The organism is Mycobacterium sp. SMC-18, from assembly GCF_045310895.1.
Classification (GTDB): domain Bacteria; phylum Actinomycetota; class Actinomycetes; order Mycobacteriales; family Mycobacteriaceae; genus Mycobacterium.
The window spans coordinates 1-17,598 of the sequence record NZ_JBJIAL010000053.1 but is presented as its reverse complement, the minus strand read 5'-3'; the positions used below and the strand labels follow the sequence as shown (position 1 = coordinate 17,598).

The 17,598-nt window shown below is 66.5% G+C and carries 17 protein-coding genes; 7 read left to right on the top strand and 10 right to left on the bottom strand.

Features of this window, described 5'->3' with window-relative positions:
* Positions 1-17: 17 nt before the first annotated feature.
* From ACJH6J_RS27265 to ACJH6J_RS27255, 3 genes are all read right to left on the bottom strand, one after another.
* Positions 18-773: an STAS domain-containing protein gene (locus ACJH6J_RS27265; RefSeq protein WP_406804823.1), complete on the bottom strand. Its 756-nt coding sequence runs from the start codon at positions 771-773 to the stop codon at positions 18-20.
* Positions 770-1,756 (bottom strand): chemotaxis protein CheB, encoded by a 987-nt coding sequence (locus ACJH6J_RS27260; RefSeq protein ID WP_318986683.1) that lies wholly within the window; start codon positions 1,754-1,756, stop codon positions 770-772. Before ACJH6J_RS27260 ends, ACJH6J_RS27265 begins: the two co-directional genes overlap by 4 nt.
* 150 nt (positions 1,757-1,906) lie before the next feature.
* A complete protein-coding gene (locus tag ACJH6J_RS27255; RefSeq protein ID WP_406804822.1) occupies positions 1,907-2,392 on the bottom strand; it encodes a hypothetical protein in 486 nt (161 codons plus the stop codon).
* Positions 2,393-2,492: 100 nt separating this feature from the next.
* Between ACJH6J_RS27255 and ACJH6J_RS27250 the strand changes: the two genes are divergently transcribed.
* Positions 2,493-4,703: an AAA family ATPase gene (locus tag ACJH6J_RS27250; protein ID WP_406804821.1), complete on the top strand. Its 2,211-nt coding sequence runs from the start codon at positions 2,493-2,495 to the stop codon at positions 4,701-4,703.
* 4 nt (positions 4,704-4,707) lie between these two features.
* Here ACJH6J_RS27250 and ACJH6J_RS27245 read toward each other — a convergent pair whose 3' ends face one another.
* The 7 genes from ACJH6J_RS27245 to ACJH6J_RS27215 form a co-directional block, all read right to left on the bottom strand.
* The gene (locus ACJH6J_RS27245; protein WP_212812814.1) at positions 4,708-5,550 is read right to left on the bottom strand and encodes a bile acid:sodium symporter family protein; all 843 of its coding nucleotides are present in this window, start codon (positions 5,548-5,550) and stop codon (positions 4,708-4,710) included.
* Complete coding sequence (locus ACJH6J_RS27240) at positions 5,547-6,551, bottom strand: hypothetical protein (protein ID WP_212812812.1); 1,005 nt, start codon at positions 6,549-6,551, stop codon at positions 5,547-5,549. Before ACJH6J_RS27240 ends, ACJH6J_RS27245 begins: the two co-directional genes overlap by 4 nt.
* Positions 6,548-7,849 (bottom strand): peroxidase, encoded by a 1,302-nt coding sequence (locus ACJH6J_RS27235; RefSeq protein WP_133425677.1) that lies wholly within the window; start codon positions 7,847-7,849, stop codon positions 6,548-6,550. The genes ACJH6J_RS27240 and ACJH6J_RS27235 overlap by 4 nt, the downstream gene beginning before the upstream one ends.
* Positions 7,850-7,881: 32 nt before the next feature.
* Positions 7,882-8,445 (bottom strand): hypothetical protein, encoded by a 564-nt coding sequence (locus ACJH6J_RS27230; RefSeq protein ID WP_061004407.1) that lies wholly within the window; start codon positions 8,443-8,445, stop codon positions 7,882-7,884.
* A gap of 68 nt (positions 8,446-8,513) precedes the next feature.
* Positions 8,514-9,242 (bottom strand): DUF3060 domain-containing protein, encoded by a 729-nt coding sequence (locus ACJH6J_RS27225; RefSeq protein WP_212812810.1) that lies wholly within the window; start codon positions 9,240-9,242, stop codon positions 8,514-8,516.
* 27 nt (positions 9,243-9,269) lie between these two features.
* Positions 9,270-9,959 (bottom strand): response regulator, encoded by a 690-nt coding sequence (locus ACJH6J_RS27220; RefSeq protein ID WP_406776261.1) that lies wholly within the window; start codon positions 9,957-9,959, stop codon positions 9,270-9,272.
* A complete protein-coding gene (locus tag ACJH6J_RS27215; RefSeq protein ID WP_212812806.1) occupies positions 9,956-11,518 on the bottom strand; it encodes an ATP-binding protein in 1,563 nt (520 codons plus the stop codon). Before ACJH6J_RS27215 ends, ACJH6J_RS27220 begins: the two co-directional genes overlap by 4 nt.
* Before the next feature lie 175 nt (positions 11,519-11,693).
* Here ACJH6J_RS27215 and ACJH6J_RS27210 point away from each other — a divergent pair, with 175 nt between their 5' ends.
* The 6 genes from ACJH6J_RS27210 to ACJH6J_RS27185 all read left to right on the top strand — a co-directional run bounded on the left by ACJH6J_RS27210 (position 11,694) and on the right by ACJH6J_RS27185 (position 17,560).
* Positions 11,694-12,617 carry a tyrosine-type recombinase/integrase gene (locus ACJH6J_RS27210; RefSeq protein WP_244872651.1) on the top strand — a complete coding sequence of 308 codons (924 nt, stop codon included), beginning with the start codon at positions 11,694-11,696 and terminating at the stop codon, positions 12,615-12,617.
* Between the two features lie 377 nt (positions 12,618-12,994).
* Entirely contained in the window at positions 12,995-13,147 is a 153-nt protein-coding gene (locus tag ACJH6J_RS27205) for a hypothetical protein (RefSeq protein ID WP_406804820.1), read from the top strand.
* Between the two features lie 17 nt (positions 13,148-13,164).
* The gene (locus tag ACJH6J_RS27200; RefSeq protein WP_212812804.1) at positions 13,165-13,941 is read left to right on the top strand and encodes a hypothetical protein; all 777 of its coding nucleotides are present in this window, start codon (positions 13,165-13,167) and stop codon (positions 13,939-13,941) included.
* Positions 13,942-14,945: 1,004 nt separating this feature from the next.
* The gene (locus ACJH6J_RS27195; RefSeq protein ID WP_212812802.1) at positions 14,946-15,281 is read left to right on the top strand and encodes a hypothetical protein; all 336 of its coding nucleotides are present in this window, start codon (positions 14,946-14,948) and stop codon (positions 15,279-15,281) included.
* Positions 15,282-15,552: 271 nt separating this feature from the next.
* Positions 15,553-15,918: a hypothetical protein gene (locus ACJH6J_RS27190; protein WP_212812800.1), complete on the top strand. Its 366-nt coding sequence runs from the start codon at positions 15,553-15,555 to the stop codon at positions 15,916-15,918.
* A 211-nt stretch (positions 15,919-16,129) separates the two neighbouring features.
* On the top strand, positions 16,130-17,560 hold the full coding sequence (locus tag ACJH6J_RS27185) for a phage major capsid protein (protein ID WP_212812798.1): 1,431 nt from the start codon (positions 16,130-16,132) through the stop codon (positions 17,558-17,560).
* The last annotated feature ends 38 nt before the right edge of the window (positions 17,561-17,598 follow it).

The following is a 17,598-nucleotide window of genomic DNA, read 5'->3' as shown; positions in this document are numbered from 1 at the left end:
CGGAACATTACTCGTGGCTACAGCACGTTCTCCGGACCCACGACCGCCCAGACGGTCTTACCCGCCGACGTCGGCAGGCTGCCCCACACTCGAGTCAGTGCGGTCACCACCGCCAGGCCGGACACCCGACTGGTGCCGTGCATGGCGTCCTCTTTGCGCTGTGCCGGCGCCGAACTGCTGTCCTCGACGGCGACGGTGACCAATTCGCCGTCGTACTCCAACCGCAATGTGGGCGAAGAATCGGTGTGCCGCAGGACGTTTTCGACCAACGCTGTGGCGATCACCGCCGTTACCGGGATCATGGCCGGACACGACCAACCGGACAACCAGCCGCCGACCAACCGCTGGGCATCGACGATGCTGCTGACGTGGGACGGCAGCTCCGCGCGCGCCCGGTGACGTCGCTGGCGGCGTGCGCTGCTCTCTGATTGCAATGCTTCCTGCAAGGTGGGGAAGACCGGTACGTAACGCGTGATGCCGCGGCTGCGGATGACAGCGCGGGTGTCGGCGTCGGCCCTGACGAGCATGATCGGCACATCAGGCCAGGTGCTGACATGCCAACGGGCACTGGTGAAGACCGACCACGCAGAGGCATCCGGTACCCGGAGCTCGTTGACATCGATGATCACCATCCGGGGTTCGTCGAGCGCCGCCTTGACCACTCTGTCACGCACCGTGCGATAGGACAGGCCGTCGAGCACACCCGTGCAGCGCAAGGTGTATTCACCGCCCCCGCCGTAGACGGGTGCGCTGATGTGCACCGGGTCAGTCATTCAGTTCCCGCGGCCGTCAGTCGTTCGGTCAGTATCCGCAGCGCATGTTCGGCTTCGTCGGCTTGGCTGCTGAAACGTTGCTGAAGCATGCCGGAGCTGACGTTACTCGCCATCCGCCGGGCAAGTTGGGCCTTCTCCTGCAGGCTGCGAACCGCGACCCACAGCGCGCCATTCACCTCGTCATCGCGAGCGCGCAGTAGAGATTCCGCCGACCAGGCGTGGCCAACATGGCACCGGTAGTTGCCCTCGCCAATCGTTTGTAGCGAACCGTTGCAGTCCGGACACGTGTATCCCGACGGTGGTCCAAGGGATTCGATCTCGAAATCTGTCGCGAAGGGTTCGGCCATGGCGATGCGATTTTCAAGCAGAAGGCCGGGGTCGGGTTCCATGATGGGTTCCTCGCTGACGTGCTCGGATAACTGTTTGAGCAGTACACCGACATCCGTCGCTCGCACTTCGTAATCGGCTACTCCGGATTCGAGCGCGGCCGATGGGAGGCCCGGGAACAGGGCATCGTCGGGTGTTTGGGCGATCGTGGCGCCGCCGCGCGATTGAATCGCCTTCAAACCCGAGACACCGTCGTCGAGTACCCCGGACAGCAGCACGCCAATGGCGCGTGGCCCGAACGTGATGGCGGCAGAGCGGAACAGCGCGTTGATGGCGGGACGGTGTCCGTTCTCGGTGGGCCCGCGGGTCACCAGCGTGCGATGGTCGTCGATCATGAGATGACGGTTCGGGACGCAGACGTACAGCCTCCCGGGCTCGAGCTCCTCGCCATTCGTGGCGGCGGCGGCAGGGAGAGATCCTGCGCGATCCAGGATCCGGGCCAGGACGCTGGGAGCGTCGATCGGCATGTGCAGGACGACCAGAACCGCCATCGGAAGATCCGCAGGCAGTTCGGCAGTCATCTGGGTGAGAGCCTCGACGCCTCCGGCGGACGCGCCAACGGCGACGACGCCGCGCAATCCGTTCCGGTCGGCCATTACGCCCACCCACTTCCAGCATCGGTGCGTTCAGTCTAGTTCTTTCAGGGGATTTCGATGAGAACCAGCCACGGACATCTCGACCCCGGGTAGTGGGCTACCCGATGGTGGGGGTGTGAAACCGTCGTTGACGGCGCGTGCTCAGCGCGGTCAGCGCTTGCGGCTGCAGTTCGGCTGGGCCGGCTTGGTCGGCCAGGCGCACACGTTGAGGTAGGTCTCGGTGCCCATCCCGCCGCCGTCGAACACACCGTAGCTGTCGCCGTGCGTGCCGGTGTAGGTGGCGCCGCCGCCACCCCCCGGTCCGCCGTCGGACGACACGATGGTGGTGACGGCCCAGCCCTTGCCCTCAAGTGCGGCCTTGTACGCCGTGACGACCTCGGTGGGGGCGCCCGTCACCTTGAAGCTGAGGTGAATCCCATTGTCCCCGATCGGGTCTGGGCCCCAGGTCTGGGCGGTGCCACCGGGTGTGGGGACCAGCGCCTGCAGTTGAGCGGGACTGGCCGGCGCCGCGGCCGAGGTGCTGGTCGGGGCGGAGCTCGACGATCCGTTGCCACCGGAATCGGCCTTGCCCCCGCAGCCCGCCACGAGGCCGATCACTGCCGCCGTGGCCGCCACGGCGCGGATTGCGTTGCCCATGGTCGCTCCCATCCTCGAGCGCACCGTATCAACGTATTCGACGCTGTGGTCAAAAATGGCGTGGTTGGGTGGACGCGGGCGACGCACCTACGATGCCAGGGTGGCAGGGGACGGCTGGGTAGCGCAGATCCCGACGGCCACCTACGGCCCGCCCCGGCTCGGTGGTGCGGTCATCGCGCGGCCGGCGATCACCGGATTGCTGTCCGGTTCGGATGCCGAACTGGTGGTGGTCACCGCGCCCGCCGGATACGGCAAGTCCACGGCGGTGGCGCTCTGGGATGACGCCGACACCCGGCGGTTCGCCTGGGTGCGGCTGGACCATCTCGACAACGACCCTGCCCACCTGCTGCTGCACCTGGTGACGGCGGTGGACCAGGTCGCCTCGGTCGATGCCGCGACATTTCAGTACCTGCGTGGCGCAGGCCGCGCTGTCGATACCCAACTGGTTCCCGCCGCGATCGCGGCGCTGGAGTCCGCCGGTCCGATCGTGTTGGTGCTGGACGATGTTCACGAGCTGACGCACGAGGCGGCGGTGTCGGCCCTGCGTGCCCTGGTCCAACTTGCCCCGGAGTCGACGACGCTGACGTTGATCGGCCGCACCGCGCCGCCGCTCGATCTGGCGCGGCGCCGGCTGCAGGGCGGCGTGCTCGAGGTCGGTACCGACGAGCTGAAACTCTCGGTGGCAGAGGCAGAATCGGCTCTCGGCTCGGTCGGCTGTCCGGCCGGCCCGACGGCCGCGCTGGTGGTCGACCGCTGCGAGGGTTGGGCAGCAGGCGTGGTGATGGCGGCCATGGCCTTGCGTGACGGTTCGTCTGCCGAGGCGATCACCGGACGGCACCGCCTGGTCGCGGACTATCTGGTCGAAGAAGTACTGGGCCGGCTGGACCCGGCCGTCGAGGTGTTCCTCGTGGAATCCGCGGTGCTCGACCACTTCACCGCCGACGACCTGAACAGCGTTCTCCAGCGCGAAGATTCAGCTGACATGCTGAGTGCGATCCATGCCTCCGGCAACCTGTTCCTGGTCTCACTCGATGAGCAGGGCATCGAGTACCGGTACCACCGACTGTTCGCCGACCTGCTCCGTGCGCGGCTGCGCAATCGCGATCCGGAGCGGTTCCGCGCCCTGGCGTCCCGCGCGGCGGCGCATCTCGAGCGGTCCGGCGATATCGACGGCGCCCTCTTGCAGGCGCTGGCGGCCGATGACCCGGCACACGCCGCGGCGCTGGTGGAACGCGATGCGGTGCGTCTCGGATTCGATGGCCGCGCAGGCATCTTGGAGCGCCGGCTGAGCCTGCTCGACGAGCACGTCTTCGCCGACCATCCTGATGCCGCGATCGCCCGGGCCTGGTTCGGGCTGACGCTGGGGGACGCCGACCTGATCCAGCGGTCCCTGCTGCTGGCCGCTGCCGCGGACGGTGGTGCGGCCTTGGCGGATGGTGCCCCGTCAGTGAAAGTTGCTGCCGCCCTGGTCGGTTCACTCGTCGGCATCGGCGGGGTGCTCGAGGTGGTCCGGCATGCCGACACGGTCTGCGCCGCGGGCAACCACCTCGTGAACCCGTGGTGGGGTGCGGCCGCCTCCGTCAAAGGCGGTGCACTGTCGATGGCCGGGGACGCCGAAAGTGCCAGGACGACACTGGAATCGTCGCTCCCGGTGCTCGACGACCTTCCCGGCTTCCGGGCCGTGGCGCTGGCACATCTGGCTCTGCTGGACCTCGACGACGGGGCCCTGCAGTCCGCGGCGCGGCGCAGCGCCCAGGCCCGCAGCATCGTCGACTCCCGCGACCTGTGCGACCTGGTGCCCATCATCTTGGTGTACGCCGTGGACGGGTTGGTGCGCAGCCACCGCGGCGACGTCGCCGGGGCGCGAGATGCGGTGCGGGGCACCGAACGGCTGCTGGACCGGCTGGGCGACCTGGCGGCGCGCACGGCGGCACTGGGACATGCGCTGACGGCGGCCACCGCCCTCGAGATCGACGACCCGGAACTCTGCCGGCGGCATCTCGACGCAGGGCTGTTGGCCGCCCGGCGGGAGCCCGATGCGGCGTCGGTGCACCTACGGTTGGCGCGCGTTCGGGAATTGCTCGCCGCACACGCGCAGCACGGGCCGCGGCCATCGCTGACCGCGGCCGAGCTGCGTCTGCTCCCGCACCTGGCGACCCACCTGTCGCTGCAGAAGATCGCCGGCGAACTGCACCTGGGGCGGGAGACCGTGAAGAGTCAGGCCAAGGCGATCTACCGCAAGCTGTCGGTGTCGTCGCGCGCCGAGGCCGTCGCCGAGGCGGCGCGCCTCGGTCTGCTCGACCAGCCCTGACCCGTCAGGCCTTCCGGGCCAGGAAGCGGGCGAACGGGATCAGCATCGTGAACTCGGCGATCAGCACCACCGTGATCATCACCGTGACGCGCGGATCGCCGAAGTTCTGGCCGGCCACCACGAAGGCGGCCGCCGCATTGCGTTGCGCGGTACCCAACGCGAGTACGGGCCGCGCGGCCGAGCTGAAAAACACCAGGGCCCAGCCGATTCCGGCGCAGATTGCGGTGTAGACGATGGCCGCCAGGATGCCCCGCGTGCCGTACACCGACAGCACCTCCCGGAAATTGGCGACGATGGTCAGGACGACCACCAGCACCATGCTGACGGTGCTCAGCAGCCCGATGGCCGGCCTGACGCGCGCTGCCGACGCCTCAGCCTGCTTGCGCCAGAACAGCCCGATCGCCAAGGGGATCAGCATGAGAATCACCAGCGAGGACGCGATCGCGAGCGGATCGACCGCCGACCCCTTGAGGAAGATCGGCAGCACGATCGGCACATAGACCACTGTCGTGATCATCAGCAGCACCATCAGGCCGACACTCAACCCGGTGTCGGCCTTGGCGAACTCGGCGAGCTTGATCAGGAACGGTGCGCCCGCGGCCAGGCCGCACAGCAGCAGGCCCACGCCCAGCGGCTCGTCGAGGTCGAGCAGCCGCCACAGCGCGAGCGCAACCAATGGCGCCGCAACGAAATTGGCGACCAGGGTCAGGCTCACCACCCGAATGTCCTTGAGTGGCGCCAGAATCTGGGCCGGGGTCAGGCTCAGCCCCACACCCAGGGTGCTGGACACCACGAACAGGACGACGGCGATGTTGGAACCGCGCGCCGCCAGATCGGTCAGCGTCACATCGTCACCAGGTTGCGCCAGAACGACTTCAGGCTGTCGCTGGCACCGAACAGGGTGGTGAAGTGCGTCGAGTCGACCAGCACGATGTCGCCGGCGCGCTCACCGGTCGGCGGCATGTGGATCAGCGCGTTGAACTCGGTGTTGCCCGCCAGGGTGAACGGGTGCGGCCGGGTCTGGTCGATCAACTGGCGGCCCAGCACCCGAAGATCGGCACTCTCCGGGGCGGTGAGCTGGTAGTGCGGCAGGTGCGGGTGCAGCGCCAGGGTGGTCACGTCGCGCAGCAGGCCTGCCGAATCCAGATCGCGGAAAGCGGTGAGCGGCACAATCTGTTTGGTGCCCTCGACCGTCGCCGGGCGCAGACCCCACGTGTTGTGCACCGGGATGTTCAGCCCCTTCAGCAACGACCGCGCGAATCCGCTGAAATTCTGGACGCGCGGCGTCAGCGGGTCACCGTGATGCAGGTACTCCATCTGCTGCTGCTCTTTGTCGTCGGTGAAGCCGACGTCGTGGTGCGGGGCCAGCATCAGGCACGTGCCTTCGCGCTTCAGCCACTGCTGGATCGCGGCCACCTCTTCCGGGGTGGCTTCCTCGTCGCCGAGCAGGTGGTCCAGTCCGAAGATCATCAGGGTGTCGGTGTCGTTCAGGATGCGTTCGTCGATCGGCAGCCGGTAGCCGGCCTGATCGACACGCTGGAACACCGCCACGGGATGGCCGGTCGCCGCACCGGCCACATCCTGAAAGGACAGGGAGGAGCGGTGGAACAACTCCAGCGTGCCGTCGACGCCCTGCAGGAACTCCCGCGCGCTGTATTCGGCGCCTTCGTACGCCGGCCACGTCGCCGCGCGCACCTCGGTCATGGTGGAGAACCGGTTGTACAGCAGCGCCGGGTCCCGCTGGGCCTCCCACGGGTAGCTCCACGACCAGTAGATGCTGACGCGGCGGTTGCCGTTGTGGGGACGGGTGATGTGGGCCTGGTTGTAGGTGCGGGCGTATGAACTCATGATGCTCCTTGCTGTCCGAGTGTTGACAGGTAACGCAGTGCGGTCAGGCCGGGCAGGAAGAAGTATGCCCCGCCGCGCAGCGTGGTGAATGCCGGTAATCCTTTGTGTACCTTGCGGATCGGTCGCTTCGGGATCGTGAAGTCGAGCGTGCCGTCCTGGGTTCCGCAGATGGGGTCGTGTTCGTTGCCGAGCTCTTGGAACGCGGTGTCGTTGATCCACACGTTCTGGGCGAACTCGAATTGCCGCACCAGGCTGGCGCAGATCAGGAACATCCCCACACCGCGCTCGACACCGTCGTCGGCGGCGCCTTCAGGGAGTGCCGGGCCGTAGGTGCCGCTGCGCCGGATCATCCTGCGTCGATTGGGATTCGGTTCGGTGTCGCGCGGGTTGAGCCGACGTGCGTGCGAGCCGACCGGGCACTTGTAGCCGTGCGGATCCATCGTCGCGTAGTCGAAATCGTTGTTGCGCATCGGGTCTGCGCCGAGTTCCGGATCGTCGTGCTCGGGCGCCAGGACCAGCGGTGCGCCGCTGCGCCACCTGCCCATGAACTTGGCGGCCAGCAGCTCCTGGCCCTCGGCGTCCTCGGCATGCTGCTTCAGATAGTCGCGGAAGGTCCCGACATGCTCCTCCAACCGGCGGTATGCCATGTAGCTGCCGTTGCGGGAAAGCACTTCGAGGGCAGGCTGATTCGCCACCAGTCCTTCCTCGTCCGGATATCCGAGGAGAAACTCGCCCGCGGCCAGCGCTCCACCGGCGCCGGGGATCATCGTCTCGCCGGAACCGGCCATCTGCGGTTGTGACACCGGATCGCGGTAGCCGAAGTGGTCGTGGTCGTACTCGAACGGCGCCGTGGCCGCCAGATCGAGATGCGACAGCGACCGCACGCCGGGGCACCGGGCCAACAGCGCGTCGTGCTCGCCGACGCACCGCACCCGCTCCTCCTCGTCCCGCGCGAACAGGATGACGATGGCGTGCAGGTCGTCACCCGCGAGCCCGCCCACCCAGTGCTCCGGCGCGGCCGCGCCGGTATCACCCAGGATGTCGGCGCGGGCGGCCATGCCTTCGCGGAACTCGGCCGGGAAAGTGGCAAGCGTCTGCGCGTCAAGTCCCAACGCACGCAAGCCGTTCCAGGTGAACGCCAGGTTCACCCACCGCTTGAATACGTTGACCGTCTCGCGGACATCGCTGGCCGACTGCACGAGCGGGACCATCTCGGCCAGCCAGGCCTGCCCGGCCTCGGGGGTGTCGAACGACAGGAACTCGTACCGACCGGTGAGGTGCGGTGTCCCGGTCAGCATGATGTGCTGAATATCGTCGAACTCGAGTGCTGTCACTGCATCTGGTCCAACATGTCAGAGAACGCGGCCTTGAGCCGCAGGGCCTTTTTGATCTCCACCGCCGTCACATACGGGTATTCGCCGTACTCCAGGAAGCTCGGCACCTGGTGCTCGCGGACGAACATGATGAACGCCTCGGGGTTGGTCTTCCAGTCCGCCGGGAAGCCCTCCAGATGGGTGAACGCCGTGGTGATGCCCGTCGAGCTGAACAGCTTGACGGCGTCCTCGGTGTACTTGTCGAAGTCGGTGTCGAAGATGCCCTGGTACTGGAAGTGCAGGCCCGAACCGACGTCGAACAGGTTCCACCGCAGGTAGTGCAGCTTCAGCGGGGCCAGCACGTCGGGCTGCGCCGCGACCGCGGCCTCGAGCTGCTTGCCGTAGTCGCGGATCGCCTGCTCATGGCCGTCGAGCACCTTGGCGATGATGTTGAAGCCGTAGCACGCCGGGGTGCGTGGGAAGACCGGCCCGTAGCGACCGCGCGTGAGCTCGAAGTAGCCCTCCTTCGGGATGGCCAGAGCTGCGGGTTGGGTCCAATCGTCATTTCCGTTGTGCGCCATGGCAACGAGATTATGGACGCGGCGGGCACCCGTCGTCCCCCGATTCGGGGGAAATTGACGCAGCCGGTTCAGCCCCGGCTGACGGTGTTGGACCGACCCGGATCAGGAACTTCCGGATTTCCCGAGTGGTACGTCACGTGGTTGTCCATGCCAGACGTGACGATCTTGTCGGCGGAGTCGACGGTCACGGTGTTCTCGATGCCGGAGACCTCGACGGTCGAGCAGTGCCCGGTGATGGTGACGCTGTTGGACACCCCGCTGATGGTGATCTTGCGGTCGTTGCACGCCACGGTGCGGTGGCCGCGCACCCCCGCGACCTGAATGGCCCGGTTGGGATCGTCGGACTGCGGCGGCAATTCGACGAGACCGGGGCCCGACATCACCGTGGTGCCGTTGACGACCACCGACGATTCGTCGCCCGGTTGCGGCGGGGTCGGGACGGCGACCGAGATGCTGGGCTGGCGGCCAGGGGAAGGTGGGAGAAACGTCGTGTGTTTCTTGCCGGTCAAGTTGGTGACGAAGATGATCGCGGCCACCACTGGGCCGACGATGACGGCGAGGACGACGACGCCCAGGATCATGCGGCGTGCCGCGGTGCTCGGCACGCCCGGCGGCAACGGTTGCGGCGGCCAGGTCGTTTGGGGCTGGCGGTACTGGGCGGGGTACGAACTGCTTGCCACCGGTGTGGGCGGGTGCCACTGCTGGCCGGGCTCGGTCAACTCCGACGCCCGGGGCCGGTCGTTCATCGCGCGCTCGAGCTCGCGGATGCGGGCTTCTGGATCGTCGTCGCGACTCATGATCCGATGCTGTCACACCCGGCGAAGTCAACGCCACAGGTAGCGGGTCTTGGGCCGGCCTGTGCCGCCGTATTCGCTTCGGCGCGTGACGGTTCCGTCGTCGGCCAGGCGCTCCAGATAGCGCCACGCGGTCACCCTGGCCACCCCGACCGCCTTGGCGGCCTCGTCGGCCGTCAGGCCGTCGGGACTGTCCCGAACGGCGCGGGCGATGTCGTCGTTGGTCAGTGTCGCCGCACCTTTCGGGGCCGCGGATTTGTCTGCGCCGGTGCGTAATTCGGCGAGGGCGCGGTCCACCTCGGCCTGACTGGCCGCGTCGACTCCGGCCGGGAGCGCTGTCCGGTACCGTGCGTAGCGCTCCAGCCGATCACGGAACGCCGCGAAGGTGAACGGCTTCAACAGATACGCCAACGCCCCGTGCGCGACGGCCGCGCGCACCATCTCCAGATCGCGCTCGGAGGTGATGGCGATGATGTCCGGAGCGGGCCGCAGCCCGGACAGCGCCGACGCCAGGCTGATGCCGCTGGCATCGGGCAGTCCGAGGTCCAGCAGGACCAGGTCGATGGGCGCGTCGGTCGTGGTCGCCCGCGTCGCGGCCTGGATGGCCTCGCGCGCGGTGTGGGCCACCGCCGCGACGGAAAAACCTTCCAGCCGTTCGACATACGTGCGGTGGGCTTCGGCGATCAGGGGATCGTCGTCGACGATCAGTACGGTGGTCACGCGACTGCCGCCGGGATCGTCACCGACACCACCGAACCGTAGCTGACATCGGACGACAGCGTGCCCCCGTGCCGCTTGACCACCTGCGCCACCAAGGCGAGCCCGAGTCCGTGCCCGGGCGCCGATTTCGTCGAATAGCCACGGCGCATGGCGTTTTCGAATGTCGCCGGGTCCATGCCGGTGCCGCTGTCGGCCACGCGCATCAGTAGGTCGGCGCCCGGCTCGCACCGCACCGTCACCTCGACCCACGGCTCGTCACGATCGCACGCGTCCATCGCGTTGTCGATCAGGTTGCCCAGCACCGTCACCATTTCCGGACCACTCAACGGTAGTTGTGAAGTGTCGGAAGGTAATTGCGAGTCCGCGGTGACGGTGAACTCGATACCGCGTTCGTGGGCCTGCGCGTTCTTGCCCAGCAGCAGTGCCACGAGGGCGGGTTCGCGGACCTCGCTCGACAGCCGGTCGACGAGTCGCTGGGACAGCTCCAGTTCGTCGGTGGCGAAGGTCACGGCGTCGGACGGGCGGCCCATCTCGACCATGGTGATCACCGTGTGCAGCTTGTTCGCCGCTTCGTGCGCCTGTGCCCGCAGCGAGTCGGTGAGGACCTTCAACGAGCTGAGTTCGCCCAGGGTGCTTTGCAATTCGGTGCGGTCCCGGATCGTCACGACTTCCGAACCCGAGGCGCCGGACACCGGTGACCGGCTGACCACCAGCACTCGGTCGTCGGTTACGTGGACCTCGTCGCGCACCCCGGGATCGGCCGCGCGCAGGAAGTCCGGCAGATCGGACCTCGACACCGCGCCCGGCGGCAGGGCGAGCAGCCGGCGCGCCTCGTCGTTGGCCAGCGCCACGCGCCCGTTCTCCAACACCAGCAGGCCTTCGGACACCGAATGCAGGACGGCGTCGTGGTGTTCGTACATCACCCGCAACTGGTCCGGCCGCAGCCCGTGGGTCTGACGGAGCAGCCGGCGCCGGATGAGCCACGCGCCGAGTAGCGAAAGGGCAAGGGCGGCAAGGCCGATCGCCACGATCATCGGGATCTGATGGCGCCACTGCGCGGTCAGCGTGGTCTCGGTGATGCCGGCGGCGACCAGACCGAGCACCTGCCCGGAGCTGTCCCGCACCGGGGTGATGGTGCGCACCGACCGGCCCAGGGTCCCGGTGTAGAACTCGGTGTGCGTCCGGCCTTTCAGGGCCTGCTCCATGGTGCCCAGGTAGTGGCCGCCGATCTGACGCGGGTCGGTGTGGGTGAACCGGGTCCCGTCGGGCGCCATGACGGTGATGAAGGCGATGCCGGTCTGGGCCCGAACGGTTTCGGTGACCGGCTGCAGGACTTCCGTGGCGTTGCCCGCCCGGATGGCGGCAGCCGTCGACGGCGCGTCGGCCAGTGCCGTGACGATGCCGGTGAGCAGCTGTTTGGCCGCGGCATCGTTGGTGCGGCGGGACTGCACCACGGCCAGGGCGCTACCGGCCGCCACCACCACGATGATGATCGCGATCTGCAGCGCGACGATCTGGCCGGCCAGGGACCAGCGCGGCGCGGCCGGCCAACTGCGCATCACTGCGTCCTTCTGTAATCCGCCTGCTCCCGCGTCCCCGCGTGAACTTCCGTGAACGAAATGAACATTTTAGTTAAGTAGCCGCCATCATGCTTCATGGCCTACTACCTGCGGCTTCACCGTACCGCAGCCTGGTAAAAACGGGGTACGCCGCTGCGGGTTTAACATAACTGGCATGGCCACCGCAGCAACCCACCACCGCACCGCTACCGTCCCTGACCTGCACGAACTGCAATCGTCTTGGATTCTCTCGATGCGCGCTCAGCGCAAATCTCCCGCGACCATTGAGCAGTACGAGATCGGCCTCCGGCTGTTCCTGCGCTGGTGCGACGAGCACGGTCACCAGGCTGTCATCGACCGCCAGCTCACGCAGCTGTTTATCGCAGATCTGCTGGAGACCGTGCAGCCCGCGACGGCAGCTCTCCGACTTCAAGCGATGAAGCAGTTCGGCCACTGGCTTGTCGAGGAAGGCGAGATCGAGGAGAACCCCCTCATCGGTGTGAAGGCCCCGAAGCTCGACACCAAGATCGTCGAGTGCCTCACCGAGGACGAGCTGCGGGACCTCTTCGCCGCCTGCAAGGGCAAGGAATTCCGCGACCGCCGGGACGAGGCCATCGTCCGGCTGCTGGCGGAGACGGGGATGCGGGCTGGCGAGATTCTGCGGCTGACGGTGGACGACGTGGACCTGACGCGGGGCATCTTGGCCATCAGGAAGGCGAAGACTGGCCAGGGCCGTCTGGTGCCATTTGGTCCGCAGACGGGCCAAGCGGTGGACCGCTACATCAGGGCACGGCGTACGCATCGGCTAGCGGCCACCCCGGCGCTTCTGCTCGGTGACAACACCCGAGGCACGATCGCCTACCACGGGATGAGAAACGCGATCATGATGCGGGCAGAGCAGGCCGGTATCAAGAACTTTCACCTTCACAAGTTGCGGCATACGGCGGCCTCGCGGTGGCTCGCCGCAGGAGGTTCGGAGGGCGGCCTCATGGCAGTCGCAGGTTGGTCGAACCGCAACATGATCGACCGGTACACGCGCGCGACCGCAGGTGAAAGAGCCGCAGCGGAGGCGCGCAAGCTCAACTTGGGGGACCTCTAAACATCAAGCGCCGCAACACTCTACGTTTGGCGATGGCGGTTGGGGCGCCGGAAGCGGCGTACACTTGTAAGCCGTAGTCGAGAACTCGCGCCTATAGACCAGGTTTTGGTCGGCGGCGAAGACAGACCCGGCCCAGTAGTGGGGAAGTTCCGGGAAGGTGCCGTACAGGAAGACGCGGTCCATATGACCGTGCCTTTCAAACGGTTCTCACCTTCCTGTGAGAGGACCACGAAGTGCCGTACCCAAGTGCGGAAGAACGCCGCCTAGTCGCGCAAATCGCCAGTTTGACCGGTTGGGCCAACACCGAGGATCGCACTGCTCGGATGGCCAAACCGAAGGCCAAGTCGCCAGCCGACATAAGTTGGCACGCAAGAAGGTTGGGCTTCGATCCAGAGAGCCTGACCGACGAGCAGTGGAAGCGGGCGAACTCTGCCCGACGCGCCTACTTCGCAAAGCTGGCGCATAAGAGCGCGAAAGCGCGTCGGCTGCGGCGGCAGGCCCGGAACGGCGGCAGTGCCGGTGACATCTGATGGCACGAGGCAGCTCCATGTTCCCGGCCGAGCTGTTCAACGACGAGCGATTCCGGCGACTCGACGACGGCCCACAACGGCTTTTGATGTGGTTGTGGGTTCACCCCGATCTCAACGGGGCTGGTGTCATCGCCATCCAACCGCGCGAATGGGCCTCCGCGGCGGCCAATCTCACGGCCGACCTCATCGAGGACTACGCAAAGCAACTGCGCGTCGAAGGTTGGGTCGACTACGACGACGGCCAGCTGTGGATCAAGCCCTTCATGCTTCTCGATGGCGTGCTGAAAAGTCCGAGCGGCTATATCAGTGCGGCGCGCGCTGTGAAGACCATTAGATCCCGCAGGCTACGCAACGCGGTCTGGCAGCTGTTCGAAGCGTTCGGGAAGCCCACGGCGCCGATGCCTGAACAGAAGAAGGACGAAAGCGAAGGGGACTACGCCAAGAGGGTTAAACGGGCGGCTGGTCTCAACGCTTCTGTAGAGACCGCGTGGGCCGAGACCCAGCGCAGCATCTCGAATCCCGGCGTGCTTGAGTCGCTTTCGGGCGCGGTGGGGATGCACCTACCGATGGGGCATCGGATGGAGCTACAGATGCGTCCACCGATGGGGCGCGTTGATGTTGAAGCTGATGATGACGTTGGTGTCGATCAACAGGAACCACGGCAAAACGGTGAATCCAAGGCCGATGTAGCCGCTAACGGCTTCGGCTTGTGTTCGCAGGGTTGCGACAGTCCGGCTGGGCACGGCTCGCGCAATCACCTGTGCGAGGAATGCGCTCGGACGGTGACGTGGTGACCGCACGGTGCGCCGACTGTGGCAAGAGGCCATCGCAGGGTGGCCTAGTCGCCTGGCGACCCGACCTATGCCGTCCGTGCAGTGAGGCGCTGAAGCATCCGAGTCAGCGCGGCACTACTTGGAAGCGCTCGTGAGCCGCATCGACAAGCAGTGTCCGATCTGCGGCGATCCTTGCCAGGCCGGTCAAGAGCGCTACGGCGGCCATTTGAGCTGTCTTGGCCCTTGCCGGAAGTGCCATCGCTATCCGGCGATCAGGCCGGGTGGTCCGTGTCGAGATTGTGTTCGGAAGTACGGCGACAGCGTGGCGGCCGATGAAGTCTGATCGCGACCGTGCCGCCGAATCGTGGTTGGACGGCTACCTCAGACAGCATCACGGGTGGGTCCTGGAGAACCGAGCTTTGCTCGCTCGGGCAGAGGCGGGGATCGGGGACCTGGCGTTCGATCGCGCCGTTCGGGCAATCGCGGTGAGGACCGCTGCTCCCGGCCTGGAGAAGTATTGGGCTCTGTCGTTGCCGGGTGTTCTCCCAGAACGCGAGCCGGAACCTGAACCCGAACCCGAGCCGGAGCCCCCGCCCGATCCTGAACCCGAGCCCGAAGACCAGGGCAGCATCGAGGTACCTGCGGACACCTGGAGCGGTGCGATTCTCATCTGCCATCGAGTGGGACCGCCAAATCGGTGGTTCGTCTGGGCGAGCATGGCGGAGGCCGTTGAGGCGTCGGAAGAACTATCGCCGTGCGACGGCCGCTGCGAGGGCGAGCACACCGTCATCTGGGTCAGTTACGGCAACTTCCGGTGCCGTCGCGTGAAGGCCACGGCGGCACCGCCCCGGCCAAACCCGCCGCCCCCGTCCCACAAAAGTCCGGCTGTGCGGGTCGCTGGGGCTCGTTCTGCGGTGGCCGGGGGTAAGCGCACCGGCCAGCCCAAAGTGTCCCGGCAGCGTTGCGCTGGTGGGGATTTGAGTTGACACCAGATTGGTGTCGCTTTGAGAAGGAGAGAGATAGAGATGAAGAAGGACGCAAGCCCGAGCGATCGTTACCGACCTCAGCAGGTCCGAATCCTCAGGCAAATTCGTGGCGCGGGGACGTTGGTCGACTCCCTGGTGAGCTCGGTGCAGGAGCTCCTCCGGGCGGCGGAGGGTATGGAATGTGGTCGTGTCTTGCTCCACCCAAACGGCGAGCCGTTCACCGCGCAGGAGTGCCTGAACCTGCTGTTGGAGGGCAACGGTTTTTGTCGGCCGGGTGTGCAGGAGGCACTGATTCGCGAGCTGGATACGAGCGCCGTGTTGAGACGCCACCGGCAAGAAGGGAATTCGGGTTCCAGCCGAGTGGTGTCACGATGAGGGAGGGTGGAGCGACGGGCGACTACGTCCGCGTAGAGAAAGATCATGTCCATATCAGCGGCATGGACGCGCGTGCGAGAGCTGCGCGCTTGGTGACCGCCGTGGCCCAACAGTCCGGCCAGGGGTTAGACCTGGAAGCGGTGTTCGGGGAGGACGAGCTGACCAGTGGCATTGACTGCCTTCGGTGCTGGACGGTCCTGGCCATGACGCTGGCGAGGGAGTGCCGGTACTGGATGGATGCCGCGAAAGTGACGCCAGGAGGGGCGAACTGATGTTCTTCGACAACGAGCCCCCCGGCCTGAGTGACGCCGACCGCGAGGCGGTCGCCAGTCCGTTGGCCGACTACGAGTTGCGCACCGTCGCCCGCTGGCAGGCCGAGGCGCTGCGGTCACGGGTGCCCAGCTTCACACTGGCCCGCCGTCTGGTCGCCGCCCTCATCAGCGGCGGCTGGCCGACCGCGCAAGCGGTGCTCGACGAAGCCGAGGCGCGGGGCCTGACCAAGGAGGTTCTGGAAGCCTGCGCGGCTGATGCGGCGGTGCTCACGCTCAGGTCGTCGGGTGGTGATGTGGACACTGCGTCGAACTACTTCGAGCAAATGTTGCGACACCAGCAATTGCTGGACGAGGGCGTCGAATAACGACCGTCGATCGCTGGACCTGCGGTTTCAGGAAAAGACCGTTATTGGAATTCGAGAGGGCACTTTTGCTCGAAATATGATGCTAGACAACGGATCTCAAGCGTCCTACGCTTGACCCTGCACGCTCGGCGTACGGGGCGACGAATCGTCGTCAAACGAAACTGCCGGTTTGGGTCCTGGGTTTGCGCAAACCCAACTAGAAGGACGACCCATGCAGACCATGGCGGACTTGCGCGCCGTTGTCGCGAGCGAATTGCAGAGCAGGCTAGAGGATTTCGCCACGCGGCGGGCTGACACCATGCCGTCGCAAGAAGAGTGGCGGCGAGTTCTTGAGCTCCGCAAGGAGCTGCGCGCGATCGACAAGTCGGCAGGCGTGGGGTCTCGAGCCCAGGAGTCTCCGATGACGATTGATGAACAGCGCCAATGGATTGCGCGCCTCGTAGCGCAGCGCGACCAGGCTACCGCCGAGGCCCGGCGGTTCTTGCAAGACGTGCAAGAGGATGGTCGCGACCACCTCAACGAGCGTGAGGCCGCACGGTTCGCCGTGATGCGCCGGAACATCTCCAAGCTCGATAAGCGCATCGAGGAAGGCCGCGCGACGTTGGGCCGACTGGGTGCGCGCAATGAAGGCCTCCAGGTGCTGCGCGAGCGCCAGGGGCTCGCGTGTGCTCAGCGCAAGCGCGGTGTTCCGGCCAGCACGTTCTCGCCGCTGAACTTCGACTTAGAGGAGCTGCGCGCCGTCCATGAGCGGGTAAAGCGTGGCGAGGCAGCGGGTTTCAAGACCAAGCGGGACTTTAACTCTGCTGAGGGCTTCCTGCCCGCAGAGCTGTACAACATCCCAACCTTTCCCCGGCACGAAAGACGGCTGCTGGAATTTTTGCCGGGGTTCGCGCTGGACGCTCCCTCGCTTGAGTACATCCAGGTCAACAGCGTGACCGGTGCTGCCGCTCCGGTGGATGAGGGTGCGCTCAAGCCCGAGCTCATCATGAACACCTCGCACGTCATCGTGACCGCGCAGAAGCTCGCGGCGCACACCGGCATCTCGTACGAGTCGGCGCAGGACTGGACCGCCTTCACCACGGCGGTAACGGTCGAACTGACCAAGCAAGTCGTGGATGCCGAGAACGAATTCCTGCTGTCGGGCATCGTTTCGGGTGGCACCACCCCGGTCGTTGAGACGCCGGGTCTGCTCAACACCACGGGCATCCTGACCCACCACATCACCAGCGAGACCGCACTGGACGCGGTGGAGATGAGCGTGGCTCAGCTGCGCACCGGCCCGTCGTTGTGTGAGCCGGACTTGCTGGTGCTGCATCCGACCACCTGGTCGGCCATTCGTCGGCAGAAGGATGGCTATCAGAGGTACATGGTCGCGCCCGACCCGACTCAGGACGAAGCACAGTCGCTCTGGGGAATTCGGGTGCTGCCCACCACGTCGATCGCGGCGGGCGTGGGCTGCCTCCTGGACACCCGGACCTTTGGCCGGGTGGCGGTGCGCGAGCCCATCGGTGTGCGGATCGGTTGGACCGGCACCGACTTCACCCAGAACATCTGGCGATACGTGGCAGAGGAGCGGCTGTGCTTGGCCGTGGAGCGGCCTAGCTGTGATGTCCGGGGACGTTGTCCCGTTATGTATCGGTGAGCCTGTGTGACAGGGAAGGCCTCCGGTTGTGAAGTGGA